This window comes from Mucilaginibacter sp. (assembly GCF_965225845.1).
GTDB lineage: Bacteria > Bacteroidota > Bacteroidia > Sphingobacteriales > Sphingobacteriaceae > Mucilaginibacter.
Genome location: NZ_CBDDBL010000002.1, coordinates 2517807 through 2537257, shown reverse-complemented (window position 1 = coordinate 2537257; position 19451 = coordinate 2517807). Strand labels below are relative to the sequence as shown.

Annotated in this window: 14 protein-coding genes; 12 read left to right on the top strand and 2 right to left on the bottom strand. The window is 39.0% G+C overall.

Translation table 11 applies throughout. The annotated features are described in order from the left end of the window. The first annotated feature begins 44 nt into the window (after positions 1–44). The 12 genes from ACYZ0U_RS15550 (at position 45) to ACYZ0U_RS15495 (ending at position 17182) form a co-directional block, all read left to right on the top strand. Positions 45–689, top strand: a complete 645-nt coding sequence (locus ACYZ0U_RS15550) for a carbohydrate-binding family 9-like protein (RefSeq protein WP_461453459.1) — start codon at positions 45–47, stop codon at positions 687–689. Positions 690–1053: 364 nt separating this feature from the next. Continuing rightward, positions 1054–4062, top strand: a complete 3009-nt coding sequence (locus ACYZ0U_RS15545) for a SusC/RagA family TonB-linked outer membrane protein (protein WP_461453458.1) — start codon at positions 1054–1056, stop codon at positions 4060–4062. 50 nt (positions 4063–4112) lie between these two features. Then, complete coding sequence (locus ACYZ0U_RS15540; RefSeq protein WP_461453457.1) at positions 4113–5597, top strand: RagB/SusD family nutrient uptake outer membrane protein; 1485 nt, start codon at positions 4113–4115, stop codon at positions 5595–5597. A gap of 35 nt (positions 5598–5632) precedes the next feature. Next, positions 5633–6508 carry a PKD domain-containing protein gene (locus ACYZ0U_RS15535; RefSeq protein WP_461453456.1) on the top strand — a complete coding sequence of 292 codons (876 nt, stop codon included), beginning with the start codon at positions 5633–5635 and terminating at the stop codon, positions 6506–6508. A 29-nt stretch (positions 6509–6537) separates the two neighbouring features. Beyond that, the gene (locus tag ACYZ0U_RS15530) at positions 6538–7650 is read left to right on the top strand and encodes an acyltransferase family protein (RefSeq protein WP_461453455.1); all 1113 of its coding nucleotides are present in this window, start codon (positions 6538–6540) and stop codon (positions 7648–7650) included. 36 nt (positions 7651–7686) lie between these two features. Continuing rightward, positions 7687–9213 carry a DUF4832 domain-containing protein gene (locus tag ACYZ0U_RS15525; RefSeq protein WP_461453454.1) on the top strand — a complete coding sequence of 509 codons (1527 nt, stop codon included), beginning with the start codon at positions 7687–7689 and terminating at the stop codon, positions 9211–9213. After that, positions 9213–10238, top strand: a complete 1026-nt coding sequence (galE, locus tag ACYZ0U_RS15520) for a UDP-glucose 4-epimerase GalE (RefSeq protein ID WP_461453453.1) — start codon at positions 9213–9215, stop codon at positions 10236–10238. Before ACYZ0U_RS15525 ends, galE begins: the two co-directional genes overlap by 1 nt. Before the next feature lie 10 nt (positions 10239–10248). After that, positions 10249–12264, top strand: coding sequence for an alpha-amylase family protein (locus tag ACYZ0U_RS15515; protein ID WP_461453452.1), 2016 nt, complete (start codon positions 10249–10251; stop codon positions 12262–12264). A 131-nt stretch (positions 12265–12395) separates the two neighbouring features. Continuing rightward, positions 12396–13541, top strand: coding sequence for a phosphotransferase enzyme family protein (locus tag ACYZ0U_RS15510; protein WP_461453451.1), 1146 nt, complete (start codon positions 12396–12398; stop codon positions 13539–13541). Between the two features lie 39 nt (positions 13542–13580). Then, positions 13581–15500 (top strand): glucosamine-6-phosphate deaminase, encoded by a 1920-nt coding sequence (gene nagB / locus ACYZ0U_RS15505; RefSeq protein ID WP_461453450.1) that lies wholly within the window; start codon positions 13581–13583, stop codon positions 15498–15500. A gap of 15 nt (positions 15501–15515) precedes the next feature. Then, positions 15516–16898 carry a phosphoglucosamine mutase gene (gene glmM, locus ACYZ0U_RS15500; RefSeq protein WP_461453449.1) on the top strand — a complete coding sequence of 461 codons (1383 nt, stop codon included), beginning with the start codon at positions 15516–15518 and terminating at the stop codon, positions 16896–16898. An 89-nt stretch (positions 16899–16987) separates the two neighbouring features. After that, positions 16988–17182 (top strand): hypothetical protein, encoded by a 195-nt coding sequence (locus ACYZ0U_RS15495; RefSeq protein ID WP_461453448.1) that lies wholly within the window; start codon positions 16988–16990, stop codon positions 17180–17182. A gap of 15 nt (positions 17183–17197) precedes the next feature. Here the strand turns inward: ACYZ0U_RS15495 and ACYZ0U_RS15490 are convergent, their stop codons facing one another. Both ACYZ0U_RS15490 and ACYZ0U_RS15485 read right to left on the bottom strand, forming a co-directional pair. Further along, complete coding sequence (locus tag ACYZ0U_RS15490; RefSeq protein WP_461453447.1) at positions 17198–18064, bottom strand: hypothetical protein; 867 nt, start codon at positions 18062–18064, stop codon at positions 17198–17200. A gap of 56 nt (positions 18065–18120) precedes the next feature. Continuing rightward, positions 18121–19437: an acetylxylan esterase gene (locus tag ACYZ0U_RS15485; protein WP_461453446.1), complete on the bottom strand. Its 1317-nt coding sequence runs from the start codon at positions 19435–19437 to the stop codon at positions 18121–18123. Positions 19438–19451 lie beyond the last annotated feature (14 nt).

Genomic DNA, 19451 nt, shown 5'->3' with positions numbered 1-19451 from the left:
CGTGTTCGAACACGCGTTTATTTAGCCAGTTTAAATTTTGCAAAATGAAACACCTGCGTATCGCATATATTCCGGCTGAAAAGACAGAAGGAGATGTGGATAACGTTTCTGCTTTGCTTGATGATCAGCCAAAGCAATACATTGATAATTTACTATGGAGCGTAACCGGATATAAACCACAAGTTTCATTCGCTATGGCCTATACGTTAGATGGTATATTGCTTAAATATTATGTTACAGAACAATATATAAAAGCAACATATCAGGAAATTAATGACCCTGTTTTTAAAGATACCTGTGTGGAGTTTTTTGTTGCTTTTGAAGATAGTAGTAACTATTACAATCTGGAATTTAATTTAATAGGTACGCCTTTAATTGCCTATGGATCAGGTAAAAATGATAGGAATAATCTGGATGAAGAAACTATCAGGCTTGTGAAAACAAAGCACTGTTTTGCTGATAGCGGTTACAACGATGACTTATACAATTGGGAACTTACCTTGTATATTCCCTTTGCAGTTTTTATTCATAATCAAATATCCCCTTTGCAAAATACGCAATGCAAAGCCAATTTCTATAAATGCGGTGATGATCTTCCCGAACCTCACTTCCTTAGCTGGAACAATATTGATCATAACAAACCAAATTTTCATTTAGCTAATTTTTTTGGCCTTGTAACATTTGTTTAACAAAAGGCATTGTTAAATCTCTTCTTTAGCTCTAAGCGCAAATATTCAATTTGTTATTGTTACTAATTTGTTAATAAACTATTATTTTATTGATCTCATTTCGCTAAATAACATTGATATTTTACCAAAATCGTAAAAATTAAAAATTATTAAAAAAAGTTTAATTTAATGTGTGCGAACACGCATATAAATTACTTATATTTGGTTTAAGGATAATATTAGCGTAATAACGGATGCTTATTGTAGTATATACACAATTAAATTCTGCGTATCCGAACACACATATTAATTTTTTTAAAGCTTTTAACCCAAATACATCAACTATAATGACCCTATCTGTTAACATTCCACTAAAAACTCAACTATGTCTAATTTGAAAAAACTCTTACTATTAATTTTCATGGTAGTTAGCTGTTGTAACCTGTATGCCCAGCAAAGGGTATTGAAAGGAAAGGTTACCACTAAGGATGGCTCCGCATTACCCGGAGTTGTTATTGAACTAAAAGGCACTACCAAAGGTGCAGTAGCATCTGGTCCTGACGGATTCTTCTCAATTAATTTGCCGGCAGGCGATGTTACTATTCAAGCTAACTCAATTGGTTACACTGCCCGCGAAATTGTTATACCGGCAGATCAGCGTAATATTACTATTGCGATGATTGAAGATAACAGGCAACTGGGCGAGGTTGTTGTTACCGGTTATTCATCTCAAAAGAAAGGCAACTTAACCAGCGCGATTGCTGTAGTATCGGCAGAAAAACTAAAAGATGTCACCTCTGATGATATTGGCGAAATGCTGCAAGGTAAAGTATCCGGTTTACAGGTTGTAAACTCATCGGGTGCGCCGGGTAGTGTATCTGAGATCAGGCTGAGAGGTGTATCCTCAGTAAATGCTGCACAAGCTCCTTTAATTGTAGTAGATGGTATTATCGGCGGTGATTACGATCCCAATGATGTAGAAAGCGTTACTGTATTAAAGGATGCAGGCGCAACTGCCATCTATGGTTCACAAGCTAACGGCGGTGTAATTATTATCACCACTAAAAAAGCTAAAGGAGATAAAACTCAATATGAGTTTCAGGCGGTAACCGGTTTCAGAACCCCTGATTTTGGTACCATGACCATGATGAACAGCAGCGAGCTTTATGAGAATCAAAAGCAATTATTCCGTGACTATATACCCGGCACAACCGGAAACAGCTATGTAATTGATTTAGTTCAGTTTCAATCAGAACGTCCTGCATCTATCCTAAATACTAATACAAACTGGTTGACTACCATGTTTAAACCTGCCCCTGTTGAGAATTATTACTTCTCGGCCATGGGTAAAACCGCTAAAAACGATTACTATTTTGGCGTAACTTATTATGACGAAGGTGGAACATTTTTAAATACAGACTACAAACGTGTTAATTTACGATCCAATAATACTTATCATTTTACAGATAAGATCACCCTTACTAATAACATTAATATTAGCGGCAGCGAAGGTAAAAGCTACGATTATAACGATATTTACTACGCCTATTTAAACTTGCCTTGGGATAATCCTTATGATGCAAATCATAATGCGATTTATGTAGATGGTAATTCTAAGTTTACCTGGTGGTCAAGGGATAAAACAAATCCTGTAAATACTGTAGATAATTCAGACCATCCATTTAAAAGTTTCGATATTAATTATGACTTGGCTTTAAATTTGCCAATTACATCATGGTTAACATTTACCAGTACCAATCGTGGCTCGGCTTCTTATGCTTATAGCTCTACATTTTATAGTCCTGAAGTAGAAGGGGTATATCATGGCACTGGATATTTGAATGATCAAAGTACTTATGATTACGGCGGCATATCAACCAACTTGTTGAAATTTGATTTTAAATTTGGCAAAAGTGCTATTAATGGTTTAGCAGGTGTGGAGTTTGAGGGTAGCCAAATGAATACGGTCGGCGCTGCCGGGAAAGGATTACCGATAGGCCTTCAGTCTTTAGACGTTGTAGCAAATAGCCAGGCTGTAAACGGTTCATCTGATAGCCCTACAATTCTGTCCTATTTATCACAGGTGAATTACAGTTATGAAGAGCGTTATTTTTTAAGTGGTTCATACAGGGTCGATGGGTCATCGGCATTTGCACCGGGTAATAAATATGGTTCGTTTCCATCTATATCAGGTGGTTGGTTGGTAAGTAATGAGGATTTCTTAAAAGACAACCATACGGTAGATAACTTAAAACTGCGTTTGAGCTATGGTATAACCGGAACACAGGATATTGGCGCGGCAAGATATTTAGGTTTATATTCACTTACCAGTCAATATAACTCTGTAGTGGGTGCAACACCATTACAATTGGAAAGCCCTAACCTAACGTGGGAAAGCAAACATCAATTGGATGCAGGTTTTGATATCGGTTTATTTCACCGTATTAATATTACTGTTGATGCCTACCACAATGTGACTAAAAATTTACTGTTGCTGGTTCCTCAACCTTTATCGGTTGGTTTTGAAACTAAATGGGAAAACAGCGGCGAGGTGATTAATAATGGTTTGGAGTTTGCTATCAGCAGCCAAAATATTAAGAATAAAGACTTCCAATGGACCACTGATTTTAACATTAGCTTTAATAATAACAAATTGCAAGACCTTCCTTCAACGTCTAACCCAACGGGTGAAGATAATGTGTCGCAAATTTATCGTAACGGCGGTAATTTATACGAGTTTTATATGCCTACCTGGGCAGGCGTAAATGCACAAACAGGTGCACCACAATGGCTTGTTGTAAATAAGGATGCCAGTGGTAAGGTAACATCAACATCTGTAACTTCTAATTATGCATCTGCAACATACCAGGAACAAGGTTCAGCACTGCCTAAATTCCAGGGAGGCTTTAATAATGAATTCAGGTATAAGAAATTCTTTTTGAGGATTAATACTTATTTTGAATATGGTAATAAAGTTTACAATGCCAACCTTTCTGAAGTTGAGAATGATGGCAGTGAACCTTTGTTAAATCAAATTGTTTTACCTAAAGGAAGTAGCATATGGAGCCATCCGGGGGATATTGCTACGGAGCCAAGTCCTGAAAATAACGCAAACTCAACATCAGTATCTACAAGATATCTGAAAAATGGCAGTTATTTAAGTTTAAGGAATATCGCTTTCGGTTATTCGTTGCCAAAGAGTTTTGCTCAACGCCTAAAGTTAAGTGACATCAATTTATCATTAAGTGCTGATAATGTTTACACGTTCACCCGTTATCTGGGCCAGGATCCGGCAACGACTATAACACCGGGTAACTTTGTAACGCCGGGTGTCGCCGACTTCAAATATCCGGATAACCGCCAGTTTTTACTGAACATCAATATTAAATTTTAAAAGATCAGGTGATGAAAAATAAATTATTATTTATAACAGCAGCATTTTCAATGCTTATATATTCAGGCTGTAAGCTTGAAGATAACCCAACTAATGCGGTAACTACGGCCTCGTTAGCAACAACATCCGATGGTTTGTTAAACGCTGTAAACGGTGCATATGCACTTTTCAAAGATCATGAGTCATTTCAAGGGACCACTGATTTAAACAATATGTATTTGCGCCAATACTTCCAATTGTCTGATTTTGCTTCTGATGATGTGGTTTGTTCGCAAGTAACAACAGATCCATTCTTCCTGTCGTTCACTTTAGCACATGTGCCTAACCAGGAAAATACCAGCTATTTCTGGTACATATCTTATAAAATTATAAGTGATGCCAACACTGTTATTGAAGCCGGGGCAAAAATTAGCAACCCAACAGCTGCTCAACAGCAGCTAATTGGCGAGTGTTACTTTTTAAGAGCGTTTTGCCACTTTAATTTAGCACGCTTTTTTGCACAGCCTTATACAATCGATCCTTCAGCGCCTGGTATTGTGTTACGTACATCAACTACCGATCCTGCTATAAAAGCACGTTCGTCGGTTAAAGATACATATACACAAATAATTGCTGATGCTGTTAAAGCTTCACAACTAATGACTGACGCTGCTTCAAGAGGAGTTACTTTCGCAACTAAAGAAGCTGCAGAAGCTTTATTGTCAAGAGTTTCTCTTTATGAAGGTGATTATCAAAGTACTATAACCTATAGCAATATGGTAATTAATTCCGGAAAATTTACTGAGGCCACAGCCAGCGATTATAAAACACTGTTTGCAAATGCGCAAACAGACAAAGAAACTATTTTCTGCATAGCATTTGATGCTTTGGATGATTACGGAAAACTCGGTTCGATAGAATCTCAATATTATTCTAATGGTAATTCAGGTTATGGTGAAGAGTTTGCCTCACAGCCATTGCGCGACTTGTATGCACAACATCCGGCTGATGTACGTACCTCATATATTATTGATGATGTTGATTCATCAGGCAATCAGCAATATAAAAATGGAATTCCGATTTATTATGTTACTAAGTTCTCATTCCAGGGAGGTAGCCCGTCGTTAAGCTCACCAATTATGTTTCGTCTATCAGAAATGTACCTGAACAGGGCAGAAGCAGAGGCAAACCTTGGTCAAACAACCGCAGCGCTTAGTGACGTAGATTTTATTAGATCGAATAGAGGTTTGTCGGGTGCGCTTTACAATGGTACTGTACCTGCTGGTCAAACTGCTTTAGGAGTGGTAATACAGGAAAGAAGGCTGGAGTTAGCTTTTGAGGCAGACCGCACATTTACGGTATATCGTAACAAAATGAACATGGACAGAACCTATTGGGGATACCATATTTTAGGCTTGCAGGCTGCGGATATCAACTTAAGTGTTGAGCCAACTAACTATCCAAATTTGATCATCCCGTACACCAGTACCAAGATCATTTATTATATACCGGAAGCTGAAATACTTGCTAATACAGCAGCAACTCAAAATCCATAGTCATCTAAATATTAATTGCTTTTAATAAAAATGATATGAAAAAATTAAAATATATATTCAGTGGTCTTTTGCTAATGAGCCTTGCGATTGGTTTCCAGGCTTGTAAAAAAAACCCGGAGCGTTTAGTGAAAGAGGTGGTTTTCACAGATTCTGTAAAAAGTTATACGGTTACATTTAACAATACCACAACCGATGCCAAATCTTTCAGGTGGGATTTTGGTGATAGCACCAGCTCAACCGCAACAAGCCCGGTACATACTTACAAAACGAAAGGCAAACACGTAGTTACTTTGTATGCTACATTAAATAATGGTAGTGTAATCAACGGCTCAACTATTATTCACGTATCCAAAAGTTCACCAATATTATTAAATGATAATAGTTTGGCCGACTGGGACACCATTAAAGATGTGGTAATACCTCCGTCGTTAGCACTTGGTGGCGTTGCGCAGGAAGCTAAATTTGATTATGATAGTCAGAATATCTATATCTATATGAAACTGGCAGTGCATGTTACCGATGCAAATATATTTGACTTTTACCTGGATACCGATAATGATGCTTCAACAGGTTTAAGTACAGGATCAATACCCGGTGGAGGTTATGATTATTTGCTAGAAGGCCAGGTGCTTGATAATACAGGTACTCCGCTCGTTCAATACCAGCACACTGGTGCTCAAAATGCTTTTTCATTTAATCCTTTGAGTATTGCCGGATTTTATACATTAGGTACAGTGCAGGAAGTAAACGGGGTTACAACCTTTGAAATGGCCTTATCACGTAGTAAAATAGGTGGATTAACAGGTTCAGGAATGAAAATAGCTATTATCGTGAGTGATGATGCCTACAACAATATAGGTTGGCTACCAGGTAATGGTTTGGCGCCAATTTCACTTAATATTAGTCAATAATAAAAATCAGCAATAGTTAATTAGTTTAAATGGATAGCATCATTCCAAAATCGTCAAACAGGCTCATCTCCTTAGATGTAATGCGAGGCTTAATTATGATTCTGCTGGCCGGCGAAAGCTGCCTGGTGTATGAAAATTTGCATGCCCTGCATTTAGGAGGTGTAGTCGGCGGTTTTATTGATCAGTTTTTTCATCACCCATGGCATGGCCTTCATTTTTGGGATTGCGTGCAACCGGCTTTTATGCTGATGGCAGGAGCTGCAATGTATATCTCTTACCATTCAAAACTGAATAAAGGAATAACATGGCAGCAGAACTTTAAACACATTGCTATACGATCATTAAAACTATTTATACTGGGCACGGGCCTGCATTGCATTTACGCCGGTAAACTGGTTTTTGAGCTATGGAATGTGTTAACACAGCTGGCTTTTACATCGCTTATTGCTTACTTGATTATTAACAGGTCGTTTTGGTTCCAATTAGGATTCTCTGTTGTTTTATTGATCCTCACAGACATATTATACCGCAATATATTAATGCCGGGCTTCAATCAGCCTTATGCAGAGTTCCACAATTTTGGTGCCTACATGGATACGGTTTTAATGGGTAAGATCAATCCTGATGGCTGGGTAGCAATTAATATAATACCTACTGCTGCGCATACCATTTGGGGAGTATTGGCAGGTAAACTGTTAATTTCTAAAGAATCTGCCAATAAAAAGATACTTTACCTTGTAATAGCCGGAGTTTTTGGCTTGATACTGGGTTTTGGGTTAGATATAACCAATATTACCCCAATAATAAAGCGTATCAGCACAAGTTCTTTTGCTTTCGCATCAGGTGGTTGGGTATTGATTATTCTTGCCTTTCTATACTGGCTGATCGATATTAAACAGGTAAACAAATACGCCTGGATCTGTATTGCTGTGGGTGTCAATTCCATATTTATTTACCTGTTTTTTGAAACCGTCGGTGCACAATGGTTCAACGGGGCGATAGGGGTTTTTGTAAAAGGATTTTTAGCTTTTACCGGTATGCCCATATCAATTATTGCTGTGATTTCTTCACTGGTTACCTTATTTGCTGAGTGGTACCTGTGTTATTTTCTGAGTAAGCATAAAGTATTCATTAAGATTTAACCGTACGATTATTACCAATTATTAGCTTAAGATTTAATGATGAAAAACATAGTCATTGCTGCTGCCATATTGTTAGCATTATCGTCGTGCAGCAAAAAGGAAATGGCCATTAAAAATAGCGCCGATACAGCAACTACATCAACCTACACAGAAAATACATCTGATATAGTAAACCCGGAGCGTGGATTTTTTCAATATGCTGAGATCCATTCCAGCAATTACATCCCGTTAAGTCAATCATTACTTGCAGGTTATCGTAATTCCCAAAGTATAACTGGTGCCACTTATACAGTATCTTGCAGCCTGATATTTGTGGAATATGTATTGGATAGCTTTGTAACAACACCAATCTCAGCAAATTTTCTCAGCAAATTTGATCAGGATTGCGCAACTGCAAGGGCAGCAGGTGTAAAATTGATACCGCGCTTTATGTATACCAATACCACGCATACAGGTACATGTCCCTCACAAAGTGTTTGCCCGCCTTATGGCGATGCTACAAAGGCTGTAATTTTGAATCACATCAGTCAGTTAGCGCCGCATTTACAGGCAAATGAGGATGTTATCGCGGTAATGCAATTAGGTTTTATAGGTGTTTATGGTGAGAATTATTATACAGATAATTTCGGCGATGCGTCGGCTAACGGACAAGGCAAACTGCTTGACCAGAACTGGCAAGACCGTATTGATGTGTTAAAAGCGATGTTGGCTGCTGTGCCTGTAGACAGGATGGTACAGGTGCGAATTCCGCAATTGAAGGAAAGATATGTTTACGGCATACAGGCCAATGTTAATTCGGCTGCTATGACGGATGCAGAAGCTTTTACCGAAACTGATAAGGCAAGGATAGGATTCCATAATGATTGTTTCCTGTCAAGCACTGATGATGCGGGGACTTATTTTGATTACGGTAATTCATCAAGCCCGGCAGTTGACGCCGTAACGGCTTTAAGGAATTATGAGGCCTATGATACCAAATATACAGCAGTTGGCGGCGAAACTTGTACCGATGCTTATACACCTAAAAATGAATGTGAGCCAACCGGCATCGCCAAATCAGAATTCGCGGAATTCCACTACAGCTTTTTAAACGCGGTTTATGATCTCGATCTAAACAATAACTGGGTAAGTGGTGGTTGTATGGATAGTATCAAACAAAAATTGGGTTATCGCTTTGTAATTAAAAAAGCAAAATTGCCTGCGATGGCCAGTGTAAATGGGAAACTGAGCGTTAATATCAACATCAATAACGAAGGTTATGCATCTCCGTTTAACCCAAGACCAGTGCAGTTGCTATTGCGTAACCAAACCACAGGCAAGGTATCAACCATGACTTTCACTACTGACATTCGTAAATGGTATACTGGTGCGATTAATTTACAGCAGACTTTAACTATTCCATTGGATGCTATCGCTGGCACTTATGATGTCCTGTTAAACATGCCTGATAACGCGACAACTTTAAACACAAATCCAAACTACAGCATACAATTGGCAAATAATAAAACCTGGGAACCAACCACAGGCTATAATAAATTACAGGGTAGCATCACTTTAAAATAATGGGAAGAATATTGGTTACGGGTGGCACAGGTTACATAGGTGCACACACAGTTGTTGAATTACAGAATAATGGGTACGAGGTTGTTATTATAGACAACCTATCGAACTCTGACATAAAAATATTAGATCAGATCAAAACAATAACAGGAAAAAAGCCGGAGTTTGTAAAACTTGATCTACGGAAAAAAACAGCTATTATAGATTTTTTAAACGAGTACACAGATATCACGGGCGTGATTCATTTCGCGGCCTCAAAATCGGTAAGCGAATCGGTTAAAAACCCGCTGTTGTACTACGATAACAATATATCAACGCTGGTAAACCTGTTGAATAGTTTGTCAGGTAAGCAAGTGAACTTTGTTTTTTCATCATCATGTACCGTTTATGGCGAACCTGATGTGTTGCCGGTAACTGAAGAAGCGCCGATAAAGAAAGCGGAATCTCCTTATGGTAATACCAAGCAGATTGGCGAGGAGATATTAAAAGAATCAGCTAATGCTACAGATGATTTAAAGGTTATCGCCTTACGTTATTTTAACCCGGTTGGAGCTCACGAATCAGCATTAATTGGCGAATTGCCGAATGGTATTCCTCAAAATTTAGTGCCTTTCATTACCCAAACAGCAATAGGTAAACGCGAGCAATTAACTGTTTTTGGTGATCAGTTTGATACGCCGGATGGCAGTTGCATTCGTGATTTTATTCATGTTGTTGATCTGGCTAAAGCACATGTCGCTGCCATCAAAAGAATGGAAGCAAAACAAATGGCAGCTAATTACGAAGTGTTTAACGTTGGTACAGGCAACGGATATTCGGTATTGGAGCTGATCCATACGTTTGAAAAGGTCACCGGCAAACAACTAAATTATCGTGTAGGCCCACCACGCGATGGCGATATTGTTAAAATATGGGGCGATGTAAGCCTTGCAGAAAAAGAATTAAATTGGAAAGCTGAAAACGGCTTAACCAATATGCTGTCATCTGCCTGGGCGTGGGAAAATTATATTCATAACAATCCTTTTTAAGAAAATTATCATGTATAAGAAAATTTTTTGTTTTTGTTTATTGATTGGTTTGATTGCCGGATCTAAAGCATTTGCCCGGGTTGGTTACCCGGGCAATCAGCCCGGCATTGCTTCGGTAAAGAAAATAGGTAACACTGTTAGTTTACTGGACAATGCATTAGCCATGAGTTTCTCAACCAATGGCGGTAAACTAAACATTGTTGGTTTTGAAGATAAGCAAAACCACGATAATTTACCGGTAGGTAAAAATGTATTGTTTTCATTATCAATAGCAGGGGAAATCATTAATTCAAATGATTTTCAATTGGCTGGTCCGGTAACCATTGCTGATATAGTTGGCGATAAAGATGCTATTAAGGAAGCTAACAACTTACCCGGCAAAAAGCTGACTGCTGATCTGGAAAATAAAACGCTTGGACTCAAAATCCATTGGGAAGCAAGCCTGTTGAATGGCGCGAACTATGTTCGCCAGATATTTACTTTTATTGCTTCAGATTCTATAAAGATTGATAAGATAACACTAGTTCAATTACCCTCCTTCATCAGCATAAAAAAAGAGGGCACTGTTGATGGCTCGCCATTGGTGCATAACAATATGTTCTTTTCATTAGAACACCCCATGAGCCAGACTGATAAAGGTAAAAGCAGCTATTCTATTTACCTGCCGCGTTTAAATGCGGTTTACAATAATGCGCCATTAACAATTTCATCGGTTTGGGGTACAACACCAGCCGGGCAATTGCGTCGTGGGTTTTTATACTATATTGAGCGCGAACGGGCGGTACCTTACAGGCAGTTTTTGCACTATAACTCCTGGTTTGACATATCCTGGGATGATCGTAAACTGAATGATTCTGTTTGCCTTGATCGTATAAATGGATTTAAAGATAGCCTGATAGACAAACGTGGGGTAAAACTTAAAGCATTTTTATTTGATGATGGTTGGGATGATACGAAAACTTTGTGGCAATTTAACTCAGGTTTCTCAAAGGGTTTCCATAAGGAAGCTAAAGCGGCTAAAGATGCTAATTCAACACTCGGTGTATGGATTTCGCCTTGGGGTGGATATAATGAGCATCAAAAACAAAGATTGGCTTACGGTGCAAAACAAACCCCACCATTTGAGACAAATGAAAATGGCTTCTCATTAACCGGTCCTAATTATTACAAACGTTTCAGATCCGTAACCACTTCGTTTATTAAGGATTATAACATCAGCATATTTAAGTTTGATGGGGTAGGTGCAGGTAATGGTGCCAGTGGGGCAAGCATCAAATATCAAAAGGATATTGAAGCTTTTTTAAATCTGTTAACTGAATTACGTAGTGAAAAACCTGATTTATACCTTAGCTTAACGGTTGGTACCTGGCCATCAGTTTATTGGCTGAAATATGGCGATGCTATTTGGCGCGCAGGAGACGATACCGGATTAGATGGTGAAGGCCCTAAAAGGCAGCAGTGGATAACTTACAAAGATGAGCAGGCATACAAAAATGTTGTAAAAAGGGCGCCTTTGTTTCCATTAAACTCCATTATGTATCACGGTATTTGTATTGCCGACCTTGGTTTACCGGGTACATTAGAAACTGATAATAAAGACATCAGCGATGAGATTTGGGCATTTTTTGGTAATGGTACCAGTTTGCAGGAATTATATGTGAATCCGCATAAGCTAAACTCAACAGATTGGGATTGCATCCGTGATGCTTCCAGCTGGTCAAAGGCACACGCAGAGCAACTGGCCGATACACATTGGGTAGGCGGCGATCCATCAAAAGGCGAGGTATATGGATATGCTGGCTGGTCGGGCGAAAAAGGTGTATTAACTTTACGCAATCCGACATCGCATAGCAAAACATTTGTAGTTAATGTGAAAAAGGCGTTGGATATACCTAATGGTTATAGCAGCAACTATGTTTTTTATAATGCAATGATCAAAACGCATACACAATTATATAATGGGGAGACCTTTACAGTAAAGTTGGCTCCGTTTGAAGTGAAAGTAATGAACGCCAAACCTTTATAGCTAAAACAAACGATAAATAATTAAACGTGTGTTAAATTAAAATATGTGTGTACGGACACGCAAAAATATATTATATTTGTATTATATTTTAAATTATTCACTAAATAGAGCCAACAGGAATATTAATAGATATGAATAACAACGCAATGCCATATAATTTTAACGACATCATTGCACATTTTAATACCGAGGGTGAGGATTTCGAAATTAGTAATTTCGGGTCGGGACATATTAATGATACATTCCTGGTTAAAAGTAAAACAGGGGAACATCCGGGATATCTTTTGCAAAAAATAAACAGTTTTGTTTTTAAGGATATTGATGGGCTAATGAACAATATGCTTTATGTTGTTAACCATCTTAAACAAAAAGTAAGCAAGGCAGGCGGTAACCCTGATAAAGAGGTTTTAACGCTTATACCAGCTAAAAGCGGTAAGTATTATATAAAAGATGACCAAGGAAACTACTGGCGTATGACCTGCTTTTTAAACGATACGATAAGTTACGACCTGGTAACTACGCGCCAACAGGCAGAGCAAGGCGGTGTAGCTTTTGGAAAATTTCAATATTTATTATCTGATCTTGACCCAAAATTGTTGATTGATACTATTCCGGATTTTTTAAATATTGAGAAAAGGCAGAAAGATTTTAAGCAAGCCATTCAGGACGATAAACTTGGAAGATTAGCAAGTGTTAAAACCGAAGTTGATTTTCTGAAGAGTTGGGAAGTTCCAATGAATGAAATTCCCAAGCTTGGCAAAGCTGGTTTGTTACCTGTGCGTATTACCCATAACGATACCAAATTCAACAATATCCTGCTTGATCAGCAAAATAATATTCAGTGTGTAATTGATTTGGATACCGTAATGCCGGGTTATGTTGCCTTTGATTTTGGCGACGCCATCCGCAGTATAATTAATACAACTGTTGAAGATGAGGCTGATTTAAATAAAGTACAGTTAAACGTTCCTCTTTTTGAAGAATTTACTAAAGGCTATCTGAGTCAAACTAATTCATTTTTAACAGATTACGAGTTGATGTCGTTAATGATGGGCGTATTACTATTGCCCTACATGCAATCTATCCGGTTCTTAACTGATTATTTAGAGGGGGATGTTTATTACAAAACCTACTTTGAGGGCCATAACCTGCAGCGCACTCGTGCCCAGATGCAATTGTTTAAAATGCTAGAGTTAAACAGAGCGCAGCTTGACAACATTGTTCAAACTGAATGGGCTAAGCTTTATAATAAATTTGATGTGCCTTCGATAAAGTAAAATGCCTGAAAATAATACATCTACCTAATAAAAACATATATGCCACGTTTAAATCTTTTAGAAGAAACAAGATTTGAAAAACTACCGGTAACGGTATACCCCGATAAACTTACCGCATCTAAAACAGTTGCCAAACGCATATCGGCTGTCATCCAAAAAAAAGCTGCCAAAGGTGAAAATGCCGTTTTAGGGCTTGCTACTGGTGTAACCCCAATTGCTGTTTACAATGAGCTGGTACGCTTACACAATGAAGAAGGATTGAGCTTTAAAAATGTGATCACCTTTAATTTGGATGAGTATTATCCGATGATGCCATCGGCAAATCAAAGCTACAATGCTTTTATGAAAGAGCATTTGTTTGGCCATGTGGATATTGATCCAACCAATGTACACATTCCTGATGGTACATTAAAACAAGAAGATATCGCTGCTTATTGCCTGGCTTACGAACAAAAAATCTCGAGCTTAGGCGGTTTGGATATACAGATATTGGGTATAGGGCGCACCGGCCACATTGGTTTTAATGAGCCTGGTTCCGCGCCAAATTCGGGTACACGTTTAATTTCCTTAGATGAATTAACACGCAGCGATGCTTCGCATGATTTTGGTGGAAAAGCTAACGTGCCAACCAAAGCCATAACCATGGGCATCGGTACCATTTTCAAAGCCCGTGAAATCATCCTGATGGCATGGAGCGCCAAAAAAGCGCCTATCCTTAAAAAAGCAGTTGAAGGTGAGATTTCTGCCGATGTACCGGCAACCTACCTGCAGTTATCAGATCATGTGGAGTTTATTGTAGATACGGAAGCAGCATCAGAACTAACCCGTTTTAATACGCCTTGGCTGGTAAAGGATTGCATCTGGACAGAACAATTAATCAAAAAGGCAGTGATCTGGCTATCAAAAACGCTAAATAAACCAATATTAAAGCTTACCGAGGATGATTATAACACCCACGGCATGGCGCAACTGGCTACGGAAAAAGGACCGGTTTATAACATTAACATACATATATTTAATAAACTCCAGCATACCATAACCGGCTGGCCGGGCGGTAAACCCAATGCGGACGATAGTCAACGCCCTGAGCGTGCAAATCCGGCTAAAAAGCGGGTGATCGTATTTTCGCCTCACCCGGATGATGACGTAATCTCAATGGGCGGCACTTTCATACGTTTGGCAGACCAGGGGCATGATGTACATGTTGCTTACCAAACATCAGGCAACTCCGCGGTTTGGGATGATGACGCGTTACGGTTTATTGAATTTGCGGTGGATTTCACTAAGTCACAAAATTTAGCTTATGATGATTTGCAAAAACTTTATACCAATACCCGTGAGTTCATTGATACCAAACAGCCTAACCAAACCGATACTGAAGAACTGCAAACCATTAAAGGTTTGATACGAAAAGGCGAAGCTATTGCCGGAGCACGTTTTGTTGGTTTGAACGATGATCATATCCATTTTCAAAACCTGCCGTTTTACGATAGGCGCAAGGTGAGCAAAAAAGTATCCTACGAAGATGACATCCAGCAAACCATGACTTTATTGCAGCAAGTAAAGCCCCACCAGGTTTATGCCGCGGGCGATTTTGCTGATCCGCATGGTACGCATGAAACTTGTTTCAATATTATTTTAGAGGCATTAAAACGCCTGGGCAAAACGGAGGATTGGGTAAAAGATTGCTGGCTATGGTTATACCGTGGTGCCTGGTTCGAGTTTGAAACATACGAGATTGAGATGTGTGTGCCGCTATCGCCTGAAGAAGTGGAGCGCAAGCGCTTAGCTATCTTCAAGCACCAATCGCAAAAGGACAGGCCGGTTTTCCCGGGTGATGATGCCCGTGAGTTTTGGGTACGTGCTGAAGACCGTACCAGTGAAACCGCTAAAATTTATAACCAGCTTGGCTTAGCCGAGTATGAAGCTATGGAAGCATTTGTAAGGTGGAAATTCTAAAAAAAATTTTAACCCATGACTTTAATTAAATCGATCTCTGGTATCAGGGGAACTATAGGCGGTAAGCCCGGTGATGGCCTTACCCCAAATGACATTGTTAAGTACACGGCTGCCTACGGGCGTTGGGTATTGCAAACTAACGGCATCAACAAAGTGGTTGTTGGGCGTGATGCACGTATCTCGGGCGAAATGGTGAAGAACCTGGTTATAGGTACGCTGATGAGCATTGGCATCAATGTAGTAGATATTGGCTTATCCACAACACCAACTGTTGAGGTTGCTGTGCCTGATGAAAAGGCGGGCGGCGGTATCATCATTACCGCGAGCCATAATCCTAAACAATGGAACGCATTGAAGTTATTGAACTCCCAGGGTGAATTTATAAGTGACGCTGAGGGCCAGGCTGTATTAGCAATAGCAGAAGATAGCGATTTGTACTTTGCTGAAGTAGACTATATCGGTAAAATAACTACTGATGATACTTACCTGCAAAAACATATCGACAAAATTCTGGCTTTGCCTTTAGTTGATGTTGCTACTGTTCGTAAAGCGAACTTTAAAGTAGTTATTGATTGCGTAAACTCATCAGGCGGCATATTTGTGCCTGCTTTGCTGAATGCTTTAGGCGTTACACAAATAGAAGAATTATACTGTACGCCTGATGGCCAGTTTCCGCATAATCCTGAACCGTTGCCGGAAAACCTGGTTACATTATCAGCCAAAGTAAAAGAAACTAAAGCCAATTTAGGGATTGCGGTTGATCCGGATGTAGACCGCCTTTGTTTTGTTGACGAAAACGGAGCTATGTTTGGCGAGGAATATACGTTGGTTACAGTTGCTGATTACATCCTGCAAAGCAATCCCGGCAATACGGTATCAAATTTGTCTTCAACTCGCGCCTTACGTGATGTTACAGAGCAGAATGGTGGCGTATACAATGCATCCGCAGTAGGTGAGGTAAATGTGGTAACTAAAATGAAAGAAACCGACGCGGTTATCGGCGGCGAAGGTAATGGTGGAATAATTTATCCGGAATTACACTATGGCCGTGATGCTTTAGTGGGAATAGCTTTATTTTTAACTTATTTAGCTAAAACCGGTAAAACTGTAAGTGAATTACGTGCAACATATCCTGCATACTATATTTCCAAAAACAAGATTACGCTAACAGAAGGCATGGATATTGATGGCTTATTAAAGCAAATGGAAATTAAATACCAACATCAACCATACAGTACCATTGACGGTTTAAAGATAGAATTTGATAAGCAATGGGTACACCTTCGTAAATCAAATACAGAACCGGTGATCAGGATTTATGCGGAAGCAGAGTCAATGGAAAATGCCGCTAAACTGGCGGATAGGGTAATTGCCGACATTAAACGTATTATAGCATAACGTTAACATGGTAAATCTCTAATCTCTTGAAAAGAAATTAGAGATTTACGTTAAACATTTATATTTTTGCTCACTTAATAAAAACAAGCATGAACTTAATTGACGAAAGCGAAGATAAATCATTACCAAATGTTGCAATTATTATAGTTGCTGTTGCTATTGGACTTGTAGGTATTTACCTGCGTTTTGCTGATTTTCGCTACAGCGCAGAAATAGGCGATATAATTATGGGTATTGCTACCGTAATCGTTTTTGCATCAGTGTTTGGCTGGTTGAAGAAATAATTTCTTCCTCTACTGTTAATTTCCCAATCTATATACAAACGCTAACGAGGCACTGGTACCATCACCGGTGTTTTTGCCTATAACAAACTGCCCGCCGGTTAAGAATAAAGACAACTGGTGGCTAAAAGCATGCCCGTAGCTAATAGATACCTGGCTAAACTGAAAATTCTTGGTTAAGGTTGGGTTCGGGTCATTGAAATTCTTATCAGTACTTATCGAATAAAATCCGCCGAATGAGGCTGAAATCTGCTCCTTAAATTGCCTGTCGAGTGTAAGTCCGAATGTGCCATTATAGCGATATTGCAGTGGGCCGGCAGTGCCAAAATATTGCCTTACACCATTATCTATGTTAAAGTAATAGCTCCTGTCAAATAATGTTCCGCTGCCTGCAAATGATAATTTAAGCTCAGCGCCCTCAGTACCATAACCTAACAAAGGACCGCCATTAGTTGGATTCTTGTACATTGGCGTAATAGCGGTGGCTTGTAATGAGAAGTAATAAACGTAATTAATATTCGCCAGGTAATATTTTAAACCTGTTTCTGCGTCAGTTAAACCGGAATATTTTTGATCGTAGTTAGTTTGTTTAAATTCGTTGATTACATATGGAACTAATGCAACCGCGCTAAATCTTCTGGAGATACCATATTCAGCATAAAGTGAAATGCTGATGGAGGTAAACTTGCCATTATCAGGAAATGACTTTTTTACCCCGGTTGAGTCCCACTGTTTATCAGCAAAAAAGTAGGTCACTGATGGTGACAGGATCAGTCTTCCCGGCCTTATCGGGAAACCACCCGCATAGGACAGGTTTTGCGTAAGCACAGTTAAAACCGCAATTACAATTACATATTTTAAAGACCTGGTAAAAGTTGTTATCATTTGTTGTGAGTTTCGAGAGCGTTATACGTTGAGTTTTTTATTTCGGTTCGATAGAGCTAAAACATGCCAAATAGGTCACGGCTCCAACGTCCCTGGTATAAGACATAGCTTGGCCCAACTTCATGGCCTAAATTGTCATATACCATAATTCTTTTATCTTTTTGAATGCTATTATAAAAAGCATAAACCGTTTGTGGTGGTGCTAAATTATCAAGAAAACCTGCGCCAACTAAAACATTAGCGTTTATGCCTGGCGCAAAGTTTTTAGCATCATAGTAATCTAAAATATCATATACTTTATCTGCAGTTAATTCAGGCCTTATCGTGGCATAATGTATAATGTCCTTCATTGGCCATTCGCTTACAGGCAGGTTACGTACATCACATAAAATAGGGTTTTGAATAGAGTAAACTTTAACTCTGTGATCCAACCCAGCTGTAGCTGCGGCAAGATAAGCCCCCATACTACCACCCGTTATAATGATCTTGTCTTTATCTAATTCAGGCCTTGTGTAAAGAAAATCTATGGCACGTATGCAATCCATTATTACGCCACGCATCACATATTTATCTTTATCCTCAATATTGTAAGAGATAAAACCTGTTCTGTCTGTATGGATCACATCGCGACTATTGCCTTGCCCGCGCACGTTAAGATACATCACCGCGATATCCGGGTCATCGCCATATCCGGGTTTTAAATTTACCTGGTAACCGGGTAAGCCTAATAGTACAGCAAATTTCTTGTTCTTGTTTTTAGAGATAGGAATAGTTAGCCATGCCCTTACAGTGATATTATCCAGCGATTGCATTTCAACCAAATAAAGCTTGCGGTTATCCTTAGTAATGGAATCACGCATTTCCGTCATCCTAAAGTTTGGTTTTACCTTCGCTAATTCAGCTTTGGCATTATTCCAAAACTGATCAAAGTCAGCAGGCTTTGCATAGGCTGACCTGATCCTGTCAACATCTACACCAAAAGCGCGACGTATGGTATCGTCATAATCAGATACATTAATCATTACCCTTATTTTGTAAAAACCAACCTGGCGTGATGGCATATTCAATAACAATTGTTTATCGCCATTGGCAGCAAGTTTAATTGAAATAGAATCTTCGGCTAAAAACTTACCATTCATATTGGTAATACGGTAGGTAATCTTACCGTTCTCCGGAGTTGGTAAGGAGTTTATAAGGCTGATATTATATTGTATAGGTTCTCCACTTTTAAACAATGCGTCCTTACTTGTCGGCGTCGCTGTAAAGGTTATATCATCAGCCTTTACAATTGTTGATGGTAGTATAAAGAGTAGCAGGCAAACTGTCGCACACACTAATTTCTTTCCCGGAGATTGCATTGCAATTCTTATCATTTTTCTTTTTTTTT